The sequence below is a fragment of the Pseudomonas sp. DNDY-54 genome, assembly GCF_019880365.1.
GTDB classification, from domain to species: Bacteria; Pseudomonadota; Gammaproteobacteria; order Pseudomonadales; family Pseudomonadaceae; genus Stutzerimonas; species Stutzerimonas stutzeri_P.
The window spans coordinates 3739396-3753136 of sequence record NZ_CP082271.1 but is presented as its reverse complement, the minus strand read 5'-3'; the positions used below and the strand labels follow the sequence as shown (position 1 = coordinate 3753136).

Below are 13741 nucleotides of genomic sequence, written 5' to 3'. Positions count from 1 at the left end.
AATTCTTTCATACGCCCCGCCTGTAACTCAGTGAGCGTGCGACGTCGCGCGACTTCTCCAGGTGCTCTGTACTAGGTTTTAGACGTACCTCTTATGGCAAAAATTATCGGCATCCTTGTAGTCATCGGCAGCGTGCTCGGCGGTTTCGTGCTGTCCGGCGGCAAGATCGGCGCGCTTATCCACCCGTTCGAAGTCATGATCATCGGCGGCGCGGCACTCGGCGGGTTTCTGCAGGCCAACCCGGGCAGCACCATCAAGTTGGTCTTCAAGAAATCGTTGCAGATGTTCAGCACGCGGTTTACGCAGAAGTACTACCTGGAAGTACTGGGGCTGCTGTATGAAATCCTCAACAAGAGCCGACGCGAGGGCATGATGGCGATCGAGGCGGACCTGGAAGAACCCAGCGCCAGCCCGATATTCAGCAAATACCCAGGGATATTGAAAGACGAGCGAATGACCGCGTTCATTTGTGATTATTTGCGGATCATGTCGTCAGGCAACATGGCTCCCCACGAGTTGGAGGGGCTGTTCGATATGGAAATGGCCAGTATCAAAGAGGAGCTGGAGCATCCCTCGCATGCTGTAGCCCGCGTCGCTGATGGCCTGCCCGCGATGGGGATCGTGGCAGCGGTACTGGGTATCGTGATCACGATGTCGATTCTTGCCGACGCGGACAACGCAATGATCGGCGAGAAGGTCGCCACAGCATTGGTCGGCACCTTCCTTGGCATTCTGGCTTCATACGGCTTCTTCGGGCCGCTGGCGGCTGCGCTCGAGCATGACGCCAAGGAAGAGCTGAACCTTTACGAAGGAATCAAGGCGACCCTGGTGGCTTCTGCTTCCGGCATGCCACCGACCCTGGCGGTGGAATTTGGTCGCAAGGTGCTGCTGTCAGCGCATCGCCCGAGCTTCTCGGAGCTCGAACAAGCCATGCGTGGTAGCTAAGCGCAGTCATGGACAATAACCAACCCATCATCGTCAAGCGGGTCAAGAAGGTCGCTGCCGGCCACCATGGCGGTGCATGGAAAATTGCCTTTGCGGATTTCGCTGTGGCGATGATGGCGTTCTTCCTGGTGATGTGGCTGATGAGTTCGGCTACGCCCGAGCAGAAGCGGGCGATTTCCGGGTATTTTCAAGACCCCATCGGTTTTACCGAGAGCGCGAGCCCGCACGTCATCGATCTGGGTGGCACGCCGACTCCATCGCCCGACCGCACGCTTAACGAGGAGATCGATCCGGCCGTTCAGCAGAGCGAATCGAAGATTGACGCCGACCAGGCGGAAACCTTCGCTGAGCAGCTGGAGCGAGAGCGGCTGGAATTGTTATTGCAGGAGCTGCAAAACAAGGTCGATGAGAACCCGGATCTGACCCGTTTCAAAGATCAGATCCTGTTCGAGATCACCCAGGACGGCTTGCGCATCCAGATAATGGATGCGGCTAACCGGCCGATGTTCGCGTTGGGCAGTTCGCGGCTCCAGCCCTATTTCGAAGACATTCTGCTGGCCATGGCCGACACCATTCGCGCGGTGCCGAACAAGATCAGCGTCAGCGGTCACACCGATGCCAAGCCATACTCCGGTCGTGGCGATTATGGCAATTGGGAACTGTCGTCGGAACGCGCCAACGCGGCGCGGCGCACCCTGGTTGCTGGCGGCTATCCCGATGAACAGATTGCCCGTGTAGTGGGCTATGCCTCGTCCGCATTGTTCGACCGGGACGAACCCTTGAATCCGGTCAACCGACGCATCGATATCCTGGTCCTGACGAAAAAGGCCCAGCGTGATATCGAAGGGGCCCAGTCCGATGCGGCGAGCGCATCAACGCCTGCTGAGGCAGCACCTCAGGACGGTGCCTCAACGCCAGCGCTACCCGATCCGCTGCAGTCGCCGCAGCTGCGAGAGCGCCTGAACATCTTCGAGGATGGCGTGTTGAACTTTGACGAGCCCGGCGGCAACTGATCCGGACTCCTGCGACAGTTCAGCGCCAGGGCTGAACGAAGGGAGCTGCTCTGGCGAATTGCTAGAACCGCTAGTAGTCGGCTTCCGGCAAGCTGCTGATGATGTGGCGGTAACTGGCCATCCGCTGCGGCTGGATCTGCCCCTGCTCAAGCCCCTTCAGCAGGGCGCAGCCCGGCTCGCGATCATGCTTGCAGTCGCGGAAGCGACAGTGCCCCAACAGCTCCTGAAACTCGATGAAGCCAGCTTCCACGTCGGCGCGGCTGACATGGCCAAGACCGAATTCACGAATGCCGGGTGAGTCGATGAGCTCGCCACCACCGGGGAAGTGGAACAGTCGTGCTGTGGTGGTCGTATGGGTTCCTTTGCCGGTCATTTCCGACAGCGCGCCGACCCGGGTGTCGACCCCCGGTAGCAGGCTGTTCACCAGCGACGATTTACCCACACCAGACTGACCGACAAACACGCTGACATGCCCGTCCAGCCGTGCTTTCAGGGTCTCCATGCCGGCCCCGTCATGCGCGGAGACTTCCATCAGAGGGTACCCCAGCGTGCGGTACACCGCGAGCAGGGCGTTGAGCGCACCCTCGTTCTGTGCATTGATCAGATCCGCCTTGTTCAGCAGCAGCAACGGTGTAATGCCGGCATGTTCGGCTGCGATCAAGTAACGGTCGATGAGGTTGGCATGAGGCTCAGGTAGCGGCGCGAACACGATGACGATCAGGTTGACGTTGGCCGCAACGGGTTTCAGCTGGCCACGCGTATCGGGCCGGCAGAGTTCGGTCTGGCGCGCTAGCTGGGCGACGATGACCCCGATTCCCTGATTCCCAGGCCGCCAGACGACCTGGTCGCCAGTGACCAGCGCTGGCAGGTTCGCGCGCAAGTGGCAGCGAAAGACCTGGCCGCGATGCTCACCTTCCTGGGCTTCGACCTCAACCTGCACACCGAAGTGAGCGATCACCAGTCCGGTCTGTTCAGGGCCGAGATCGCCACCTTCCAGCTCTTCGATGGCGCGTGATTCGCGTCGTGCAGCGCGCGAAGCGCGCTCATCCTGGATCTTCTCGATGCGCCAGCTTTGCCGGCGGTTGAGGTGGCGTTTGGCCATTTGCGTAGGGTGTCCAGGTGGGAAAAGTAGGCGAGTCTAGCATGCGGCCGAGCGCGGCTATGGGCCTGTATGGGCTGCTGTCAGCCGGTTAGACTCGAGGCCTGTTTCTACGCGACGCGCATCCATGCTGACCTCACCTCTTGCCCGATTTCCCGCCGTTCTGGCCTTGCTCAGCCAACTCTCGTCGCTACTCGTCAGCTGGCTGCTCCTACTGGTTCTGGCACGGCTGCTCGGCTGGCATGTGAGCCTGCTGAGCGCTGCCTGGTTGCAGGGGCTGCTCGCCGCACTTTTCGGTCATCTGTTCGGGTTGTCGCGCTGGTGGCTGCCGATCAACCTGGGTTTTGTACCGGGCCTGGTGCTGCTGCAGGATCACGCACTTCCGCCCTGGCTGCTATTGGTCGGCTTTATTGTTCTCTTGTTGCTGAACTGGAATGCACTCACGGAGCGGGTGCCGCTGTATCTGACCGGGACTGCGGCGGAGCAGCGTCTGATAGAGCGGCTGGCTACGTTGCCTGCTGGATTTCGCTTCGTCGATCTGGGCAGCGGGCTCGGTGGCACTCTGCTGCGGTTGGCGCGGGCGTATCCGACGGCACAGTTTGTCGGCGTCGAGACCGCGCCGCTGACGTTTGCGTTGTGCTGGTTGCGCTGCCTGCTTCAGCGCAACTGCCGGGTACGCTTTCGCAGCTTCTGGCGTGAGCCATTGGGCAATTACGAGGTGGTTTATTGCTTCCTTTCGCCAGCGCCCATGTCGGCCTTGTGGCTGAAGGCGTGCGAGGAGATGCATCCGCGCGCACTGCTGATCAGCAACAGCTTCGAAGTGCCTGGTGTCGCGGCAGAGGAAGTCCTGGCGATCGACGATTGGCGCCACTCGCGCCTGCTGTTATGGCGGCCCGGCGCCAATGTCCAACCTGACGGCGGTCCAGTGAGCAGCTAAACTGCGCGCCACCGCCAAGGAGCTCACCATGCAGAACCCGCAGAATCTCATCTGGATCGATCTGGAAATGACCGGTCTGGATCCTGATAGCGATGTCATCATCGAGATGGCGACCATCGTCACCGACAGTCAGCTCAATGTTCTGGCCGAGGGTCCAGTCATCGCCATCCATCAGAACGACGAAACGCTCGCAGGCATGGACGAGTGGAATACCCGTCAGCATGGCGGTTCCGGATTGACCCAGCGAGTACGCGACAGTCAGATATCTACCGAGGAGGCTGAAGCTCAAACGTTGGCATTCCTCGAGCAGTGGGTGCCTAAGGGGAAGTCACCCATTTGTGGCAACAGTATCTGCCAGGACCGGCGCTTTCTGTACCGCCGAATGCCTCGTCTGGAAGCGTACTTTCATTACCGCAACCTGGATGTCTCGACGCTCAAGGAACTCGCTGCACGCTGGGCGCCAGATGTGTTGGCAAGCTTCAAGAAAGGCGGCACGCATCTGGCGCTGGACGATATTCGCGAGTCGATTGCGGAGCTGCGCCATTACCGTGAGCACTTCATCAAGTTTTAAAGTGCCCACCCTCGGTGATCTAAAGCAGGCGCTACCTGGCTGAGCTTAACGCCCCAGCTTTCTCAATTCGTCGGATTCGACCACCCGCGTGCCGTCGCCGTCTTCCAATGCCAGTCGCCACAGCGCGCGGGCGAGTGTGCACGCCGGGATGCCACGGTATTTGCCGGGTAGCAGGTAGGAGAGCGGGGCGGTCAGGCGCTCCACAGGGCGCACTTCCATGCGTGGGCCCAGTAGCTGAGACGGGCGCGCGATGGTCAGTTGTGGCCAGTCCTGAGCGCGTAGCGCTTCCTCCATTTCGCCCTTAACCCGGCAGTAGAAGATCGAGCTGTCCGAACCGGCGCCCAGCGCGCTGATGACCAGAAGATGCCGCGCGCCCAGCTCGCGCGCGCGCTTGGCGAACTCAATGACCAGATCATGATCAATGGCACGAAAAGCGTCTTGGCTTCCGGCCTCCTTGATCGTGCTGCCGAGGCAGCAGAAGGCGGTGTCGATATCACCGGAGAGCTGCGGTAGCAGCGTCTGGAGCGGCCCGACCGGGTTCTCGAGACGGGGATGCTCGGCTAGGGGTTTACGGCTCGGCGCCAGAACACGTTCTACTGTGGGTTCGTTGAGCAGGCGGTCGAGCAGATGCTCGCCGGTCAGCCCGGTGGCGCCGGCAAGCAAAATACGCTGTGGCGTCAAATACATGGTTTGGCTTCCTGTAACGATCAGTCGGTTGACGATGGCTGTTGTTCGTTCAGCGCTCGCCAGTGTTCGACAACCTGCTCGGGCGCCCAGATCTGTGGCTCCGATGCCTGATAGTGGTCGGCTTGTTCACGTTCGGCAACCCTCGCCTGCGCCAGCGTGAAGGCCTCCACAATATCCCGAGTTTGCTGCAACGCCTCGTCGAAAAGGGCACGGCCAAAATAGGTGAAATCGCTTTCTTCCGAGCAGCCGAAGGACACGCGGTCGGCGCGAGCGGCCGCAATCACCAGCGTATTCGGGCTTTTCAGGGGTTCGATAAACCCGCCGGAATAGCAAGCGGAGATCACGATGATCTTGTTGCGTTCGGCGAGTGGCTCCATGAGCGTTGCAAGCTCGTCGGCTGGCAGATCCTCCAGTTCCAGCCGAGGCTGAGCGAGCGCCAACTGATGATCGGCGGAGCCGTGACTGGTCAGATAAATAAAGATCAGGTCCTCATCACCACTGCGCTCGGACAATGTGCGGATGGCCCGGGAAAGGTTCTCGCGAGTAGCCAGCGGTCGATCAGCGAGGTGGTCGCGGTGATTGACGAGGCTGATCTGACCATAAGCGGCGAAACGCTCCGCCAGCAATGCGTCGACGTACTCCACTTCCCGCAGAAAAACGCTCTGCTGGCCGTCGCCCGCCACGGTCAGGCTGTAGAGCTCCGTCGCGGGGGTGGATGTCGGTACCGCATCAAGGGCTTCCGAGAGCAGTTGTCCCTGACGCAGCAGGCCGACCTCCAGCGGGTCCGGCAAGCGCTTGCCTGTGGCGTCATGGCTGAGGCGACCAGAACGCCAGGTGCCGCTGCGCTCTGTGCCGTCGGCAAGCATCAACGTCCCCGAACCATGGAACCGGCCTGCGCGGAATGTTCCGGTGAAACGGGATCCGTCCGGCTGTTGCAGGTGACCCTCGCCGTGGTACTGCCCGCGCCGAAAGTCGCCTTTATAGTGTGTTCCATCGATGCCGGCGTATTCACCCTGGCCGCTCAGCTCGCCTTGTTTGAAACTGCCTTTCCAGACATTGCCGACCGCATCTTCATAGCGGCCCTGGCCGTGGAAGAGATCATCCTGGAAGTGCCCCAGGTAATGCTCACCGTCGCTGCCGCGATAAAACCCTTTGCCGTTCAGATGGCCGTCTGCAAAGGTGCCGCTGAATTCACCACTCGCATCGCTGCGGCTGCCCAAACCGTCGGGCTGGCCATTCACGAAGGTACCCTCATAAATCACGCCTTCCGGGTACTGCAGTGTGCCGGTGCCGTGATAGAGATCGTTCTTGAATTCGCCTTCGTAGCTCAGCCCCTGCTCGGTGTAGCGGCCTTCCCCGCTGAGGCTGCCACGCTGAAAGCGACCTTCGTAGACACCGCCAGTGGCGTAGCTGAAACGCCCTTGACCATCGAACAGCCCGCGTTGGAATTCACCTTCATAACGATCGCCATTCGCACCCTGCCAGACGCCATCGCCGTGCCACTGTCCATCCTTGAACATGCCCTGGTAGTAGCTGCCATTGGGGTAGTCGATTCGTCCCGTACCCTGCAACAGGCCATCGACGATCTCGCCGCGGTAACGTCCGCCGTCTGGCAGCACCGCATCGGCGGGCAGCAAGGATTCTCCGTCTCCGCAAGCAGTCAGAAAACAGGCCAAGAGAAGTGGGGCGAGGTGGCGCATGCGGCTATCCAGAAAGGGCGACGACCGCAGTATGCCGTAAACGCGGCGGGGCGCGGCAACTGGCGCCCCACGCTGATCAGACGAAGCAGAGTGCGAGAGTTTCAGCGATAAAAGCGGGTTTTTCCACCCCTTCAATTTCCATCACGGCGCGCGACTTGAGCAGCCATTGCCCCGGGTTCTTCTCGTTAACGTCGAGCAGCGTCGCTGCCACGCGAACCCGAGAGCCGACCCTGACCGGCTGGAGGAAACGCAGGCTGTCGAGGCCGTAGTTGACGCCCATCTTCGTGCCTTCGGGGCGAATCATCAGTTCGTCCATCAGCATCGGCAGTAGCGACAGCGACAGAAAGCCATGCGCGATGGTCCCGCCAAAAGGCGTCTGGGATGCCTTGTCTGGATCGATGTGAATGAATTGATGGTCGCCTGTGCAATCGGCGAATTGGTCGACGCGCTGCTGGTCGACGGTGAACCATTCGGAGCGGCCAAGCTCCTTGCCAATGTAGTCCTTGAGTTCCGCTACGGGTACTTGCGGCATGTGTCCTCCGGCCTTTGTTGTTCTATTGGGTATGCGGTGGACGCTAGATCAGCACGCACCTGATGACGAATCAACCAAGCATGGTTCGCGCGAATGGCGGGCCATAGGCCGGGATGTCGTCATCCGAAGGTGCAAACGTGATGAGACGCCTATAATTGCGCCCCTTTGCTTTGGAGGCTTCCATGCTGCTACGCGGCTTGACCTGGCTGGTGCTGTTTCAACTCATTGGCACCGCACTCAATGTATTGGTAGTGCCGATGTTGCCGGGGCCGATCATCGGCTTGTTATTGCTCTTTGTGGCGCTTCTGCTGAGAGGGCACGCCAGCGAGTCGCTTCAGGTGGCCGCCAGTAGTCTGCTGCGTTACCTGCCCTTGCTCCTGGTGCCGCCCGCGGTAGGGGTAATGGCTTACACCGAAGCGATCCTCGATGACTTCTGGGCAATCGTTGGGGTGCTGGTGCTTTCGCTGGTCGTTTCGCTGGTGTTCACCGGCTGGTTGATGCAGACGCTGATCCGTCGTCAGCAGCGCAAGGCGGGCCGCACATGACCGCAATGCAATGGCAGGCGGCTTGGGACGCGGTGATCCATCATCCGTTATTCGGCGTTGCGATTACCCTTGCGGCGTTTCAGCTGGCGTATGCCGCGTACGAGAAGACCCGCTGGGTGTTCCTGCAGCCAGTGCTGGTGTCGATGGTAGTCGTAGTCGGTACGCTTGTGCTGTGTGGCATCAGCTACGCCGAATACCGCGACAGCGCACAGATGCTTACCGTACTCCTCGGGCCGACCACGGTGGCGCTGGCGGTTCCGCTGTTTCTCAACCTCCGGCGCATCCGCGAACTGTTCGGGCCCATCATGCTGACTTTGTTGGTCGCCGGTACCGGTGCAACGGCGCTGGGGATGGGATTCGCCTGGGCCTTTGGCGCCGACCAGATGATTCTCATGACGCTGGCGCCCAAGTCGGTGACGTCGCCGATCGCCATGCTGATGGCGGAACAGATTGGCGGCGTGGTGGCGCTGGCGGCCGTGTTCGTCATGATCACGGGCATCATCGGCGCGATCATTGGTCCGGAACTGTTGCGCCGGTTCGGCGTTCAGCATCCTGCTGCCCGCGGCATGGCGTTGGGGCTCACCGCGCATGCGGTCGGGACCGCGCAGGCGCTGCAGGAAGGCGATGAATGTGGTGCCTTCGCGGCGCTGGCGATGAGCCTGATGGGCGTCATGACCGCGGTGCTCCTCCCGCTGGCCGTATTGCTGTTGTCATGAAAGGAGTCCGCATGAAGTTGCCATTGTTTCCGCTCGATACGGTGTTGTTCCCCGGCTGCACCCTCGATCTTCAGATCTTCGAGGTGCGTTATCTCGACATGGTCAGCAGTTGCCTGAAAGCAGGGCATGGCTTTGGAGTGGTGCGCATTGTCCAGGGCAGCGAGGTGGGGCCGGCGGCGAGCGAATATGCGTCAACCGGTTGCGAGGCCCTGATTCGCGACTGGCAACAGCGGCCGAATGGTCTGCTGGGGATTAGGGTCGAAGGAGGGCGTCGCTTCGATGTCGTGTCGGCCGAGGTACAGCGCAATCAGCTGACACTGGCGGACGTCAACTGGCGCAACGAAGTTGAGGACCTGCCGCTTGAGGACCAGCACGCGGACCTCGTTATTCTGCTTGAGGCGCTGGGGCAACATCCGTTGGTTGAAACGCTTGGAATGGGCGGCACAGCCCAGGGGCAGCGTTCCCTGGCGCACCAACTCGCCTATCTGCTGCCCTTTCAGCCGGAGCAGAAGATCGAACTGCTGCAGCTGGATGATCCGCAGCTGCAACTTCAGCACATTCAGCGCTGGCTTGAGCAACTGCAGGGCGACGCCGTCAGCTAGCGCTCACGCCCGCCCAGGGCGCCCAATTATTGATAACGGTACATCTGCATCGCGCCTGGCAATGCCCATAGTGCGAACGCGCTTATCAGGCCCAGCGTGGCAGGCAGAATCAGCCACCAAACTTTCGGAGACAGTGCATCCATCGGGGCGCGCCATTGCACAAGGGTCAGGCTGGCGGCGCAAACGGTCGCAGCCAGCACGGCGCCGGCGATTACGTCGGTCGGCCAATGCACCCCCAGGTAAACCCGCGACAGCGCAATGGCGGTGGCTGGCAACCCGGCGAGCAGGACCCAGGCCAGCCGCAAGCGTGGCGGTTGACCGCGCCCAGCGAGTACGCCGAGGGTCAGAAAAAATGCGAACGCCGCCGAGCTATGGCCGCTTGGGAAGCTGAAGGTGTCCAGGGGTTCTAGAAGAACCTCCGGACGGATGCGCCCAAACGTCTCTTTAAGCGCACCGTTCGCCATTGCCGTTCCGAGCAGCGTGAGAATGGCGAACACCGCCGCGCGAACCTGCTTCATGCCGATCAGCAGCAGGCTCAACAAAACGGCCGCCCATAGTTGCGTATGGAAATCCCCAGCGCGCGTGACGACGACCATGAAGCGGTCGAAGATCGGGCTTCGCTCTCCCTGGATAACCGTCATCAGGCCTTCGTCGAACTCCACCAAATACGGCCAGCCGATGAACAGGCCGATCAGGATGGCGGCGCTGAGGCCGGCCGCGAACGGCGTGACCCAGCGCAGCTGATGCAGGCTGCTGTGCACGATGCCGCCGATGAGCAGTAGCAGCACGCCGATCACAACACCCGCTTCGCCCCAGAACCCATCGGGTAGCGGTAGCCGTACGGCCGCGCCAGCGGTCCAACCGGGGAGCAGGTAGGCCATCGACCAGCCTGCCGCGGCGACCAGGCTCACCAGCAGGAAACGCCCGAACGGCATGTCCAGCATTCCGGCCGTGAGTGGCAACATGGGCCGCAGCGGGCCGATGAAACGACCGACGAGGAGACTGGCGATGCCGTAGCGCTCGACGTACAGCTCTGCCCGGGTCAGCCACTCTGGATGGTTGCGCAGCCCTCGCAGGCTGCGAATGTTCTGGTGGTAGCGGCGCCCCAGCCCATACGAAAGCAAATCGCCTAGCAAGCCGCCGGCGTACCCCAGCAACAATGTCTCGCCGAGGCTCAGCACTCCGGTGCCGGCAAGTACCGCAATGGCGAATACCAGGACCGTGCCAGGCATCAGTAGCCCGACCACGGCCAGACATTCCAGGCAGGCCACTAGGAATAGGCTCAGGCCCAGCCACTGAGGGTTCTCGGCGAGCCAGCTGGTGAGTGCGGTAAGCCATTCGGGCATGGGGTAATCCTTGAATCTGAGACGATTTCGACCCGGCAGTCGCGTCTCGGTTTCAAAACGCCTGCCATGATAGAGCCAATGCAGCTGAGGGCGGGAGGCGGCTTCAGTCCGGCCCGTAGGCGCATGTAGCCGCTCGGCTGGGTGAGACGGTTGGCTCAAGGTCTGGCGCTTTACAGCCATTCGCCGGGCGCGGCTGTGCGTCAGGCGCGTGGGTGGCTATAATCAGCCGCTTTCCCTCCAGTCAGGCCAGCTAGACCATGACCGAGTCCGTACTCGATTACATGACCCGCCTCGGTCGCGCCGCGCGCGAGGCGTCGCGCGTGCTTGCGCGTGCCACTACGGCACAGAAGAACCGCGCGTTGCATGCCGCTGCCGCTGCGCTCGACGCGGCGCGCGAGGAACTGGTCAATGCCAATCAGAAGGATCTGGCGGCCGGGCGCGCTAACGGACTGGACGACGCCATGCTCGATCGTCTGGCCCTGACACCGGCGCGTATCGACGACATGATCGAGGGCCTGCGTCAGGTTGCCAGCCTGCCCGATCCCATTGGTGAGATCCGTGACATGCGCTACCTGCCTTCGGGCATTCAGGTCGGCAAGATGCGTGTCCCGCTGGGAGTAGTCGGCATCATTTACGAATCGCGCCCGAACGTGACCATCGATGCGGCCAGCCTTTGTTTGAAGTCCGGCAATGCCACCATCCTGCGCGGCGGGTCCGAAGCCATCCACTCGAATCAGGCGATTGCGCGCTGCATCCAGCTTGGGCTGGCCGAGGCCGACCTGCCATCGGCGGCCGTACAGGTCGTCGAGACCACTGATCGCGCTGCGGTCGGCGCGCTGATCACCATGCCCGAGTTCGTCGACGTCATCGTTCCGCGTGGCGGCAAGGGCCTGATCGAACGCATCAGTCGTGATGCGAAGGTTCCGGTGATCAAGCATCTGGATGGCATTTGCCATGTGTTCATCGACCAGGCGGCTGACCTCGACAAAGCCATTCGCATTGCCGACAACGCCAAGACACAGCGGTATGCCCCTTGCAACACCATGGAAACGCTACTGGTTCATGCGGGCATCGCGCCGCGCGTTCTGCCGCCCTTGATCGCCATCTATCGCGAGAAGGGCGTCGAGCTGCGCGGCTGTCCGCGAACATGCGAACTGCTGGGGACAGATGTTCTGGCTGCCGCCGAGGAAGATTGGTCGACGGAGTACAATGCGCCGATTCTATCGATCCGTATCGTCGATTCCCTTGCTGATGCCATCGAACACATCAACCGCTACGGATCGCAGCACACCGATGCGATCGTCACCGAGAACTTTACCGATGCCCGCCGCTTCATTACTGAAGTCGACTCGGCGTCAGTAATGATCAATGCCTCGACTCGCTTTGCTGATGGCTTCGAGTACGGGTTAGGGGCAGAGATCGGCATTTCTACCGATAAGCTGCACGCACGCGGCCCGGTCGGCCTTGAAGGCCTGACCAGCGAGAAGTACGTGGTATTCGGCGACGGCCACGTGCGTACTTGATGAGGGCGACTGGCACTCCCCGGCGCATTGGCCTTCTCGGTGGCACCTTTGATCCTGTGCATATCGGGCACTTGCGTGGGGCTCTGGAGGTGGCCGAAATAGTTGGGCTTGACGAGGTTCGTCTGGTCCCAAATTACAGGCCCCCGCACCGTGAGACGCCTAATAGCTCAGCTCAGGACCGGTTGAGCATGGTTCGGCTGGCTGTGCAGGAGCTGCCCTTGCTGGCAGTCGACGCACGGGAGCTGGAACGCGATAAACCGTCCTACACGCTCGACACGCTGGAGTCTCTGCGTGCCGAGCTGGACGATGACGATCAGGTCTTTCTCATCGTCGGGTGGGATGCGTTCTGCGGGCTTCCCAGCTGGCATCGCTGGGATGAGCTGCTCGATCATTGCCACATTCTGGTCATGCAGCGTCCGGACGCCGACAGCGAGGCGCCGGAAGCGCTGCGCGATCTCTTGGCTGCACGTAGCGTGAGTGACCCGCTGACGCTTGCGGGCGGCGGGGGGCAGATCGCCTTCGTCTGGCAGGCACCTCTCGGGGTTTCGGCAACACGAATTCGTCAATTTCTGGCCAGCGGCCGGTCGGTGCGTTTTCTCGTACCCGACGCCGTACTGGCTTATATCAACGCGCACGGACTGTACCGGGCGTCGAACTGAGGTTGTTTCACACTATGCAAAATGATTCTTTGGCCCAGCTGGCCGTTAGCGCCCTGGAAGATCTGAAAGGCACCGACATCACCACCATTGATGTCCGCGGCAAAACCAGCGTCACCGACTTCATGGTGATCGCCAGCGGCACCTCCAGCCGCCACGTAAAATCTCTGGCCGAGAACGTGCTTGAAAAGGTCAAGGAGCAGGGCGTGCGCCCTCTGGGTAGCGAAGGGCTGGACGGCGGTGAGTGGGCTCTGCTCGACCTGGGCGATGTGGTGGTGCATGTGATGCAGGTGCCTACTCGCCAGTTCTATGATCTCGAGCGCCTCTGGCAAGGCGCCGAGCAGAGCCGCGCGCAGCACGCGGGCGAACAGGAATAACCGATTCGTGCGGATCAAGCTGATTGCGGTGGGCTCGAAGATGCCGCGTTGGGTCGAGGACGGTTGGCAGGAATACGCCAAGCGTCTGCCATCCGAGTTGCCGCTGGACCTGCATGAAATATCGCTTAACACGCGCGGCAAGAATGCCGACGTGGCGCGGTTGATTCGTCAGGAGGGCGAGGCCATGCTGGCGAAGGTCCAGCCGGGCGAGCGAATCGTGACCCTGGAAGTGACCGGCAAGCCCTGGAGCACCGAGCAGTTGGCGTCCGAGTTGGAGCGTTGGCGGCTGGATGCGCGCAACGTCAACCTGATGGTTGGCGGGCCGGAGGGGTTGGCACCTGAGGTTTGTGCGCGCAGTGAGCAACGCTGGTCGCTGTCGCCGCTGACCTTGCCACATCCGCTGGTGCGCATTCTTATCGGCGAGCAGATCTATCGCGCCTGGACGTTGCTGTCGGGTCACCCTTACCACAAGTAGTACAGCCAAAGCTCAAG

16 protein-coding genes are annotated in these 13741 nt (G+C 61.4%); 11 read left to right on the top strand and 5 right to left on the bottom strand.

Annotated features, from left to right (window positions below):
• Nucleotides 1–93: 93 nt before the first annotated feature.
• On the top strand, nt 94–945 hold the full coding sequence (motA, locus tag K4O48_RS17490; protein ID WP_222909622.1) for a flagellar motor stator protein MotA: 852 nt from the start codon (nt 94–96) through the stop codon (nt 943–945).
• Between the two features lie 8 nt (nt 946–953).
• The gene (gene motB, locus K4O48_RS17485) at nt 954–1958 is read left to right on the top strand and encodes a flagellar motor protein MotB (protein WP_222909621.1); all 1005 of its coding nucleotides are present in this window, start codon (nt 954–956) and stop codon (nt 1956–1958) included.
• A gap of 70 nt (nt 1959–2028) precedes the next feature.
• Here the strand turns inward: motB and rsgA are convergent, their stop codons facing one another.
• Nucleotides 2029–3060: a small ribosomal subunit biogenesis GTPase RsgA gene (rsgA, locus tag K4O48_RS17480; RefSeq protein ID WP_222909620.1), complete on the bottom strand. Its 1032-nt coding sequence runs from the start codon at nt 3058–3060 to the stop codon at nt 2029–2031.
• Nucleotides 3061–3184: 124 nt separating this feature from the next.
• Here rsgA and K4O48_RS17475 point away from each other — a divergent pair, with 124 nt between their 5' ends.
• Both K4O48_RS17475 and orn read left to right on the top strand, forming a co-directional pair.
• On the top strand, nt 3185–3994 hold the full coding sequence (locus K4O48_RS17475) for a class I SAM-dependent methyltransferase (RefSeq protein ID WP_222909619.1): 810 nt from the start codon (nt 3185–3187) through the stop codon (nt 3992–3994).
• 28 nt (nt 3995–4022) lie between these two features.
• Nucleotides 4023–4565 (top strand): oligoribonuclease, encoded by a 543-nt coding sequence (orn, locus tag K4O48_RS17470; protein WP_222909618.1) that lies wholly within the window; start codon nt 4023–4025, stop codon nt 4563–4565.
• A gap of 45 nt (nt 4566–4610) precedes the next feature.
• Here orn and K4O48_RS17465 read toward each other — a convergent pair whose 3' ends face one another.
• From K4O48_RS17465 to K4O48_RS17455, 3 genes are all read right to left on the bottom strand, one after another.
• Nucleotides 4611–5252 carry an oxidoreductase gene (locus K4O48_RS17465; RefSeq protein WP_222909617.1) on the bottom strand — a complete coding sequence of 214 codons (642 nt, stop codon included), beginning with the start codon at nt 5250–5252 and terminating at the stop codon, nt 4611–4613.
• A gap of 20 nt (nt 5253–5272) precedes the next feature.
• Entirely contained in the window at nt 5273–6952 is a 1680-nt protein-coding gene (locus tag K4O48_RS17460) for a C13 family peptidase (RefSeq protein WP_222909616.1), read from the bottom strand.
• Between the two features lie 76 nt (nt 6953–7028).
• Entirely contained in the window at nt 7029–7484 is a 456-nt protein-coding gene (locus K4O48_RS17455; RefSeq protein ID WP_222909615.1) for a MaoC family dehydratase, read from the bottom strand.
• Nucleotides 7485–7666: 182 nt separating this feature from the next.
• Between K4O48_RS17455 and K4O48_RS17450 the strand changes: the two genes are divergently transcribed.
• Genes K4O48_RS17450 through K4O48_RS17440 form a run of 3 tightly spaced genes read left to right on the top strand, consistent with a single transcriptional unit; the run spans nt 7667 to nt 9347 of the window.
• Nucleotides 7667–8029, top strand: coding sequence for a CidA/LrgA family protein (locus tag K4O48_RS17450; RefSeq protein ID WP_222909614.1), 363 nt, complete (start codon nt 7667–7669; stop codon nt 8027–8029).
• 5 nt (nt 8030–8034) lie between these two features.
• Nucleotides 8035–8745, top strand: coding sequence for an LrgB family protein (locus K4O48_RS17445; RefSeq protein ID WP_222912142.1), 711 nt, complete (start codon nt 8035–8037; stop codon nt 8743–8745).
• An 11-nt stretch (nt 8746–8756) separates the two neighbouring features.
• Entirely contained in the window at nt 8757–9347 is a 591-nt protein-coding gene (locus tag K4O48_RS17440) for an LON peptidase substrate-binding domain-containing protein (protein ID WP_222909613.1), read from the top strand.
• 26 nt (nt 9348–9373) lie between these two features.
• Here the strand turns inward: K4O48_RS17440 and K4O48_RS17435 are convergent, their stop codons facing one another.
• Entirely contained in the window at nt 9374–10693 is a 1320-nt protein-coding gene (locus tag K4O48_RS17435; protein ID WP_222909612.1) for a bifunctional DedA family/phosphatase PAP2 family protein, read from the bottom strand.
• A gap of 257 nt (nt 10694–10950) precedes the next feature.
• On the opposite strand from K4O48_RS17435, the gene K4O48_RS17430 reads away from it, so the two are divergent.
• Genes K4O48_RS17430 through rlmH form a run of 4 tightly spaced genes read left to right on the top strand, consistent with a single transcriptional unit; the run spans nt 10951 to nt 13724 of the window.
• Nucleotides 10951–12216 (top strand): glutamate-5-semialdehyde dehydrogenase, encoded by a 1266-nt coding sequence (locus K4O48_RS17430; protein ID WP_222909611.1) that lies wholly within the window; start codon nt 10951–10953, stop codon nt 12214–12216.
• Nucleotides 12216–12875 (top strand): nicotinate-nucleotide adenylyltransferase, encoded by a 660-nt coding sequence (nadD, locus tag K4O48_RS17425; RefSeq protein ID WP_222909610.1) that lies wholly within the window; start codon nt 12216–12218, stop codon nt 12873–12875. The genes K4O48_RS17430 and nadD overlap by 1 nt, the downstream gene beginning before the upstream one ends.
• Nucleotides 12876–12889: 14 nt before the next feature.
• Entirely contained in the window at nt 12890–13249 is a 360-nt protein-coding gene (gene rsfS, locus K4O48_RS17420; protein ID WP_045424039.1) for a ribosome silencing factor, read from the top strand.
• Between the two features lie 7 nt (nt 13250–13256).
• The gene (rlmH, locus tag K4O48_RS17415) at nt 13257–13724 is read left to right on the top strand and encodes a 23S rRNA (pseudouridine(1915)-N(3))-methyltransferase RlmH (RefSeq protein ID WP_222909609.1); all 468 of its coding nucleotides are present in this window, start codon (nt 13257–13259) and stop codon (nt 13722–13724) included.
• Nucleotides 13725–13741: the final 17 nt, after the last annotated feature.

What these genes read in the sequence shown, in the direction of transcription:
- motA (WP_222909622.1), top strand. Translation starts at nt 94, where the DNA reads ATGGCAAAAATTATCGGCATCCTTGTAGTCATCGGCAGCGTGCTCGGC.
- motB (WP_222909621.1), top strand. Translation starts at nt 954, where the DNA reads ATGGACAATAACCAACCCATCATCGTCAAGCGGGTCAAGAAGGTCGCT.
- rsgA (WP_222909620.1), bottom strand. Translation starts at nt 3,060, where the DNA reads ATGGCCAAACGCCACCTCAACCGCCGGCAAAGCTGGCGCATCGAGAAG.
- K4O48_RS17475 (WP_222909619.1), top strand. Translation starts at nt 3,185, where the DNA reads ATGCTGACCTCACCTCTTGCCCGATTTCCCGCCGTTCTGGCCTTGCTC.
- orn (WP_222909618.1), top strand. Translation starts at nt 4,023, where the DNA reads ATGCAGAACCCGCAGAATCTCATCTGGATCGATCTGGAAATGACCGGT.
- K4O48_RS17465 (WP_222909617.1), bottom strand. Translation starts at nt 5,252, where the DNA reads ATGTATTTGACGCCACAGCGTATTTTGCTTGCCGGCGCCACCGGGCTG.
- K4O48_RS17460 (WP_222909616.1), bottom strand. Translation starts at nt 6,952, where the DNA reads ATGCGCCACCTCGCCCCACTTCTCTTGGCCTGTTTTCTGACTGCTTGC.
- K4O48_RS17455 (WP_222909615.1), bottom strand. Translation starts at nt 7,484, where the DNA reads ATGCCGCAAGTACCCGTAGCGGAACTCAAGGACTACATTGGCAAGGAG.
- K4O48_RS17450 (WP_222909614.1), top strand. Translation starts at nt 7,667, where the DNA reads ATGCTGCTACGCGGCTTGACCTGGCTGGTGCTGTTTCAACTCATTGGC.
- K4O48_RS17445 (WP_222912142.1), top strand. Translation starts at nt 8,035, where the DNA reads ATGCAATGGCAGGCGGCTTGGGACGCGGTGATCCATCATCCGTTATTC.
- K4O48_RS17440 (WP_222909613.1), top strand. Translation starts at nt 8,757, where the DNA reads ATGAAGTTGCCATTGTTTCCGCTCGATACGGTGTTGTTCCCCGGCTGC.
- K4O48_RS17435 (WP_222909612.1), bottom strand. Translation starts at nt 10,693, where the DNA reads ATGCCCGAATGGCTTACCGCACTCACCAGCTGGCTCGCCGAGAACCCT.
- K4O48_RS17430 (WP_222909611.1), top strand. Translation starts at nt 10,951, where the DNA reads ATGACCGAGTCCGTACTCGATTACATGACCCGCCTCGGTCGCGCCGCG.
- nadD (WP_222909610.1), top strand. Translation starts at nt 12,216, where the DNA reads ATGAGGGCGACTGGCACTCCCCGGCGCATTGGCCTTCTCGGTGGCACC.
- rsfS (WP_045424039.1), top strand. Translation starts at nt 12,890, where the DNA reads ATGCAAAATGATTCTTTGGCCCAGCTGGCCGTTAGCGCCCTGGAAGAT.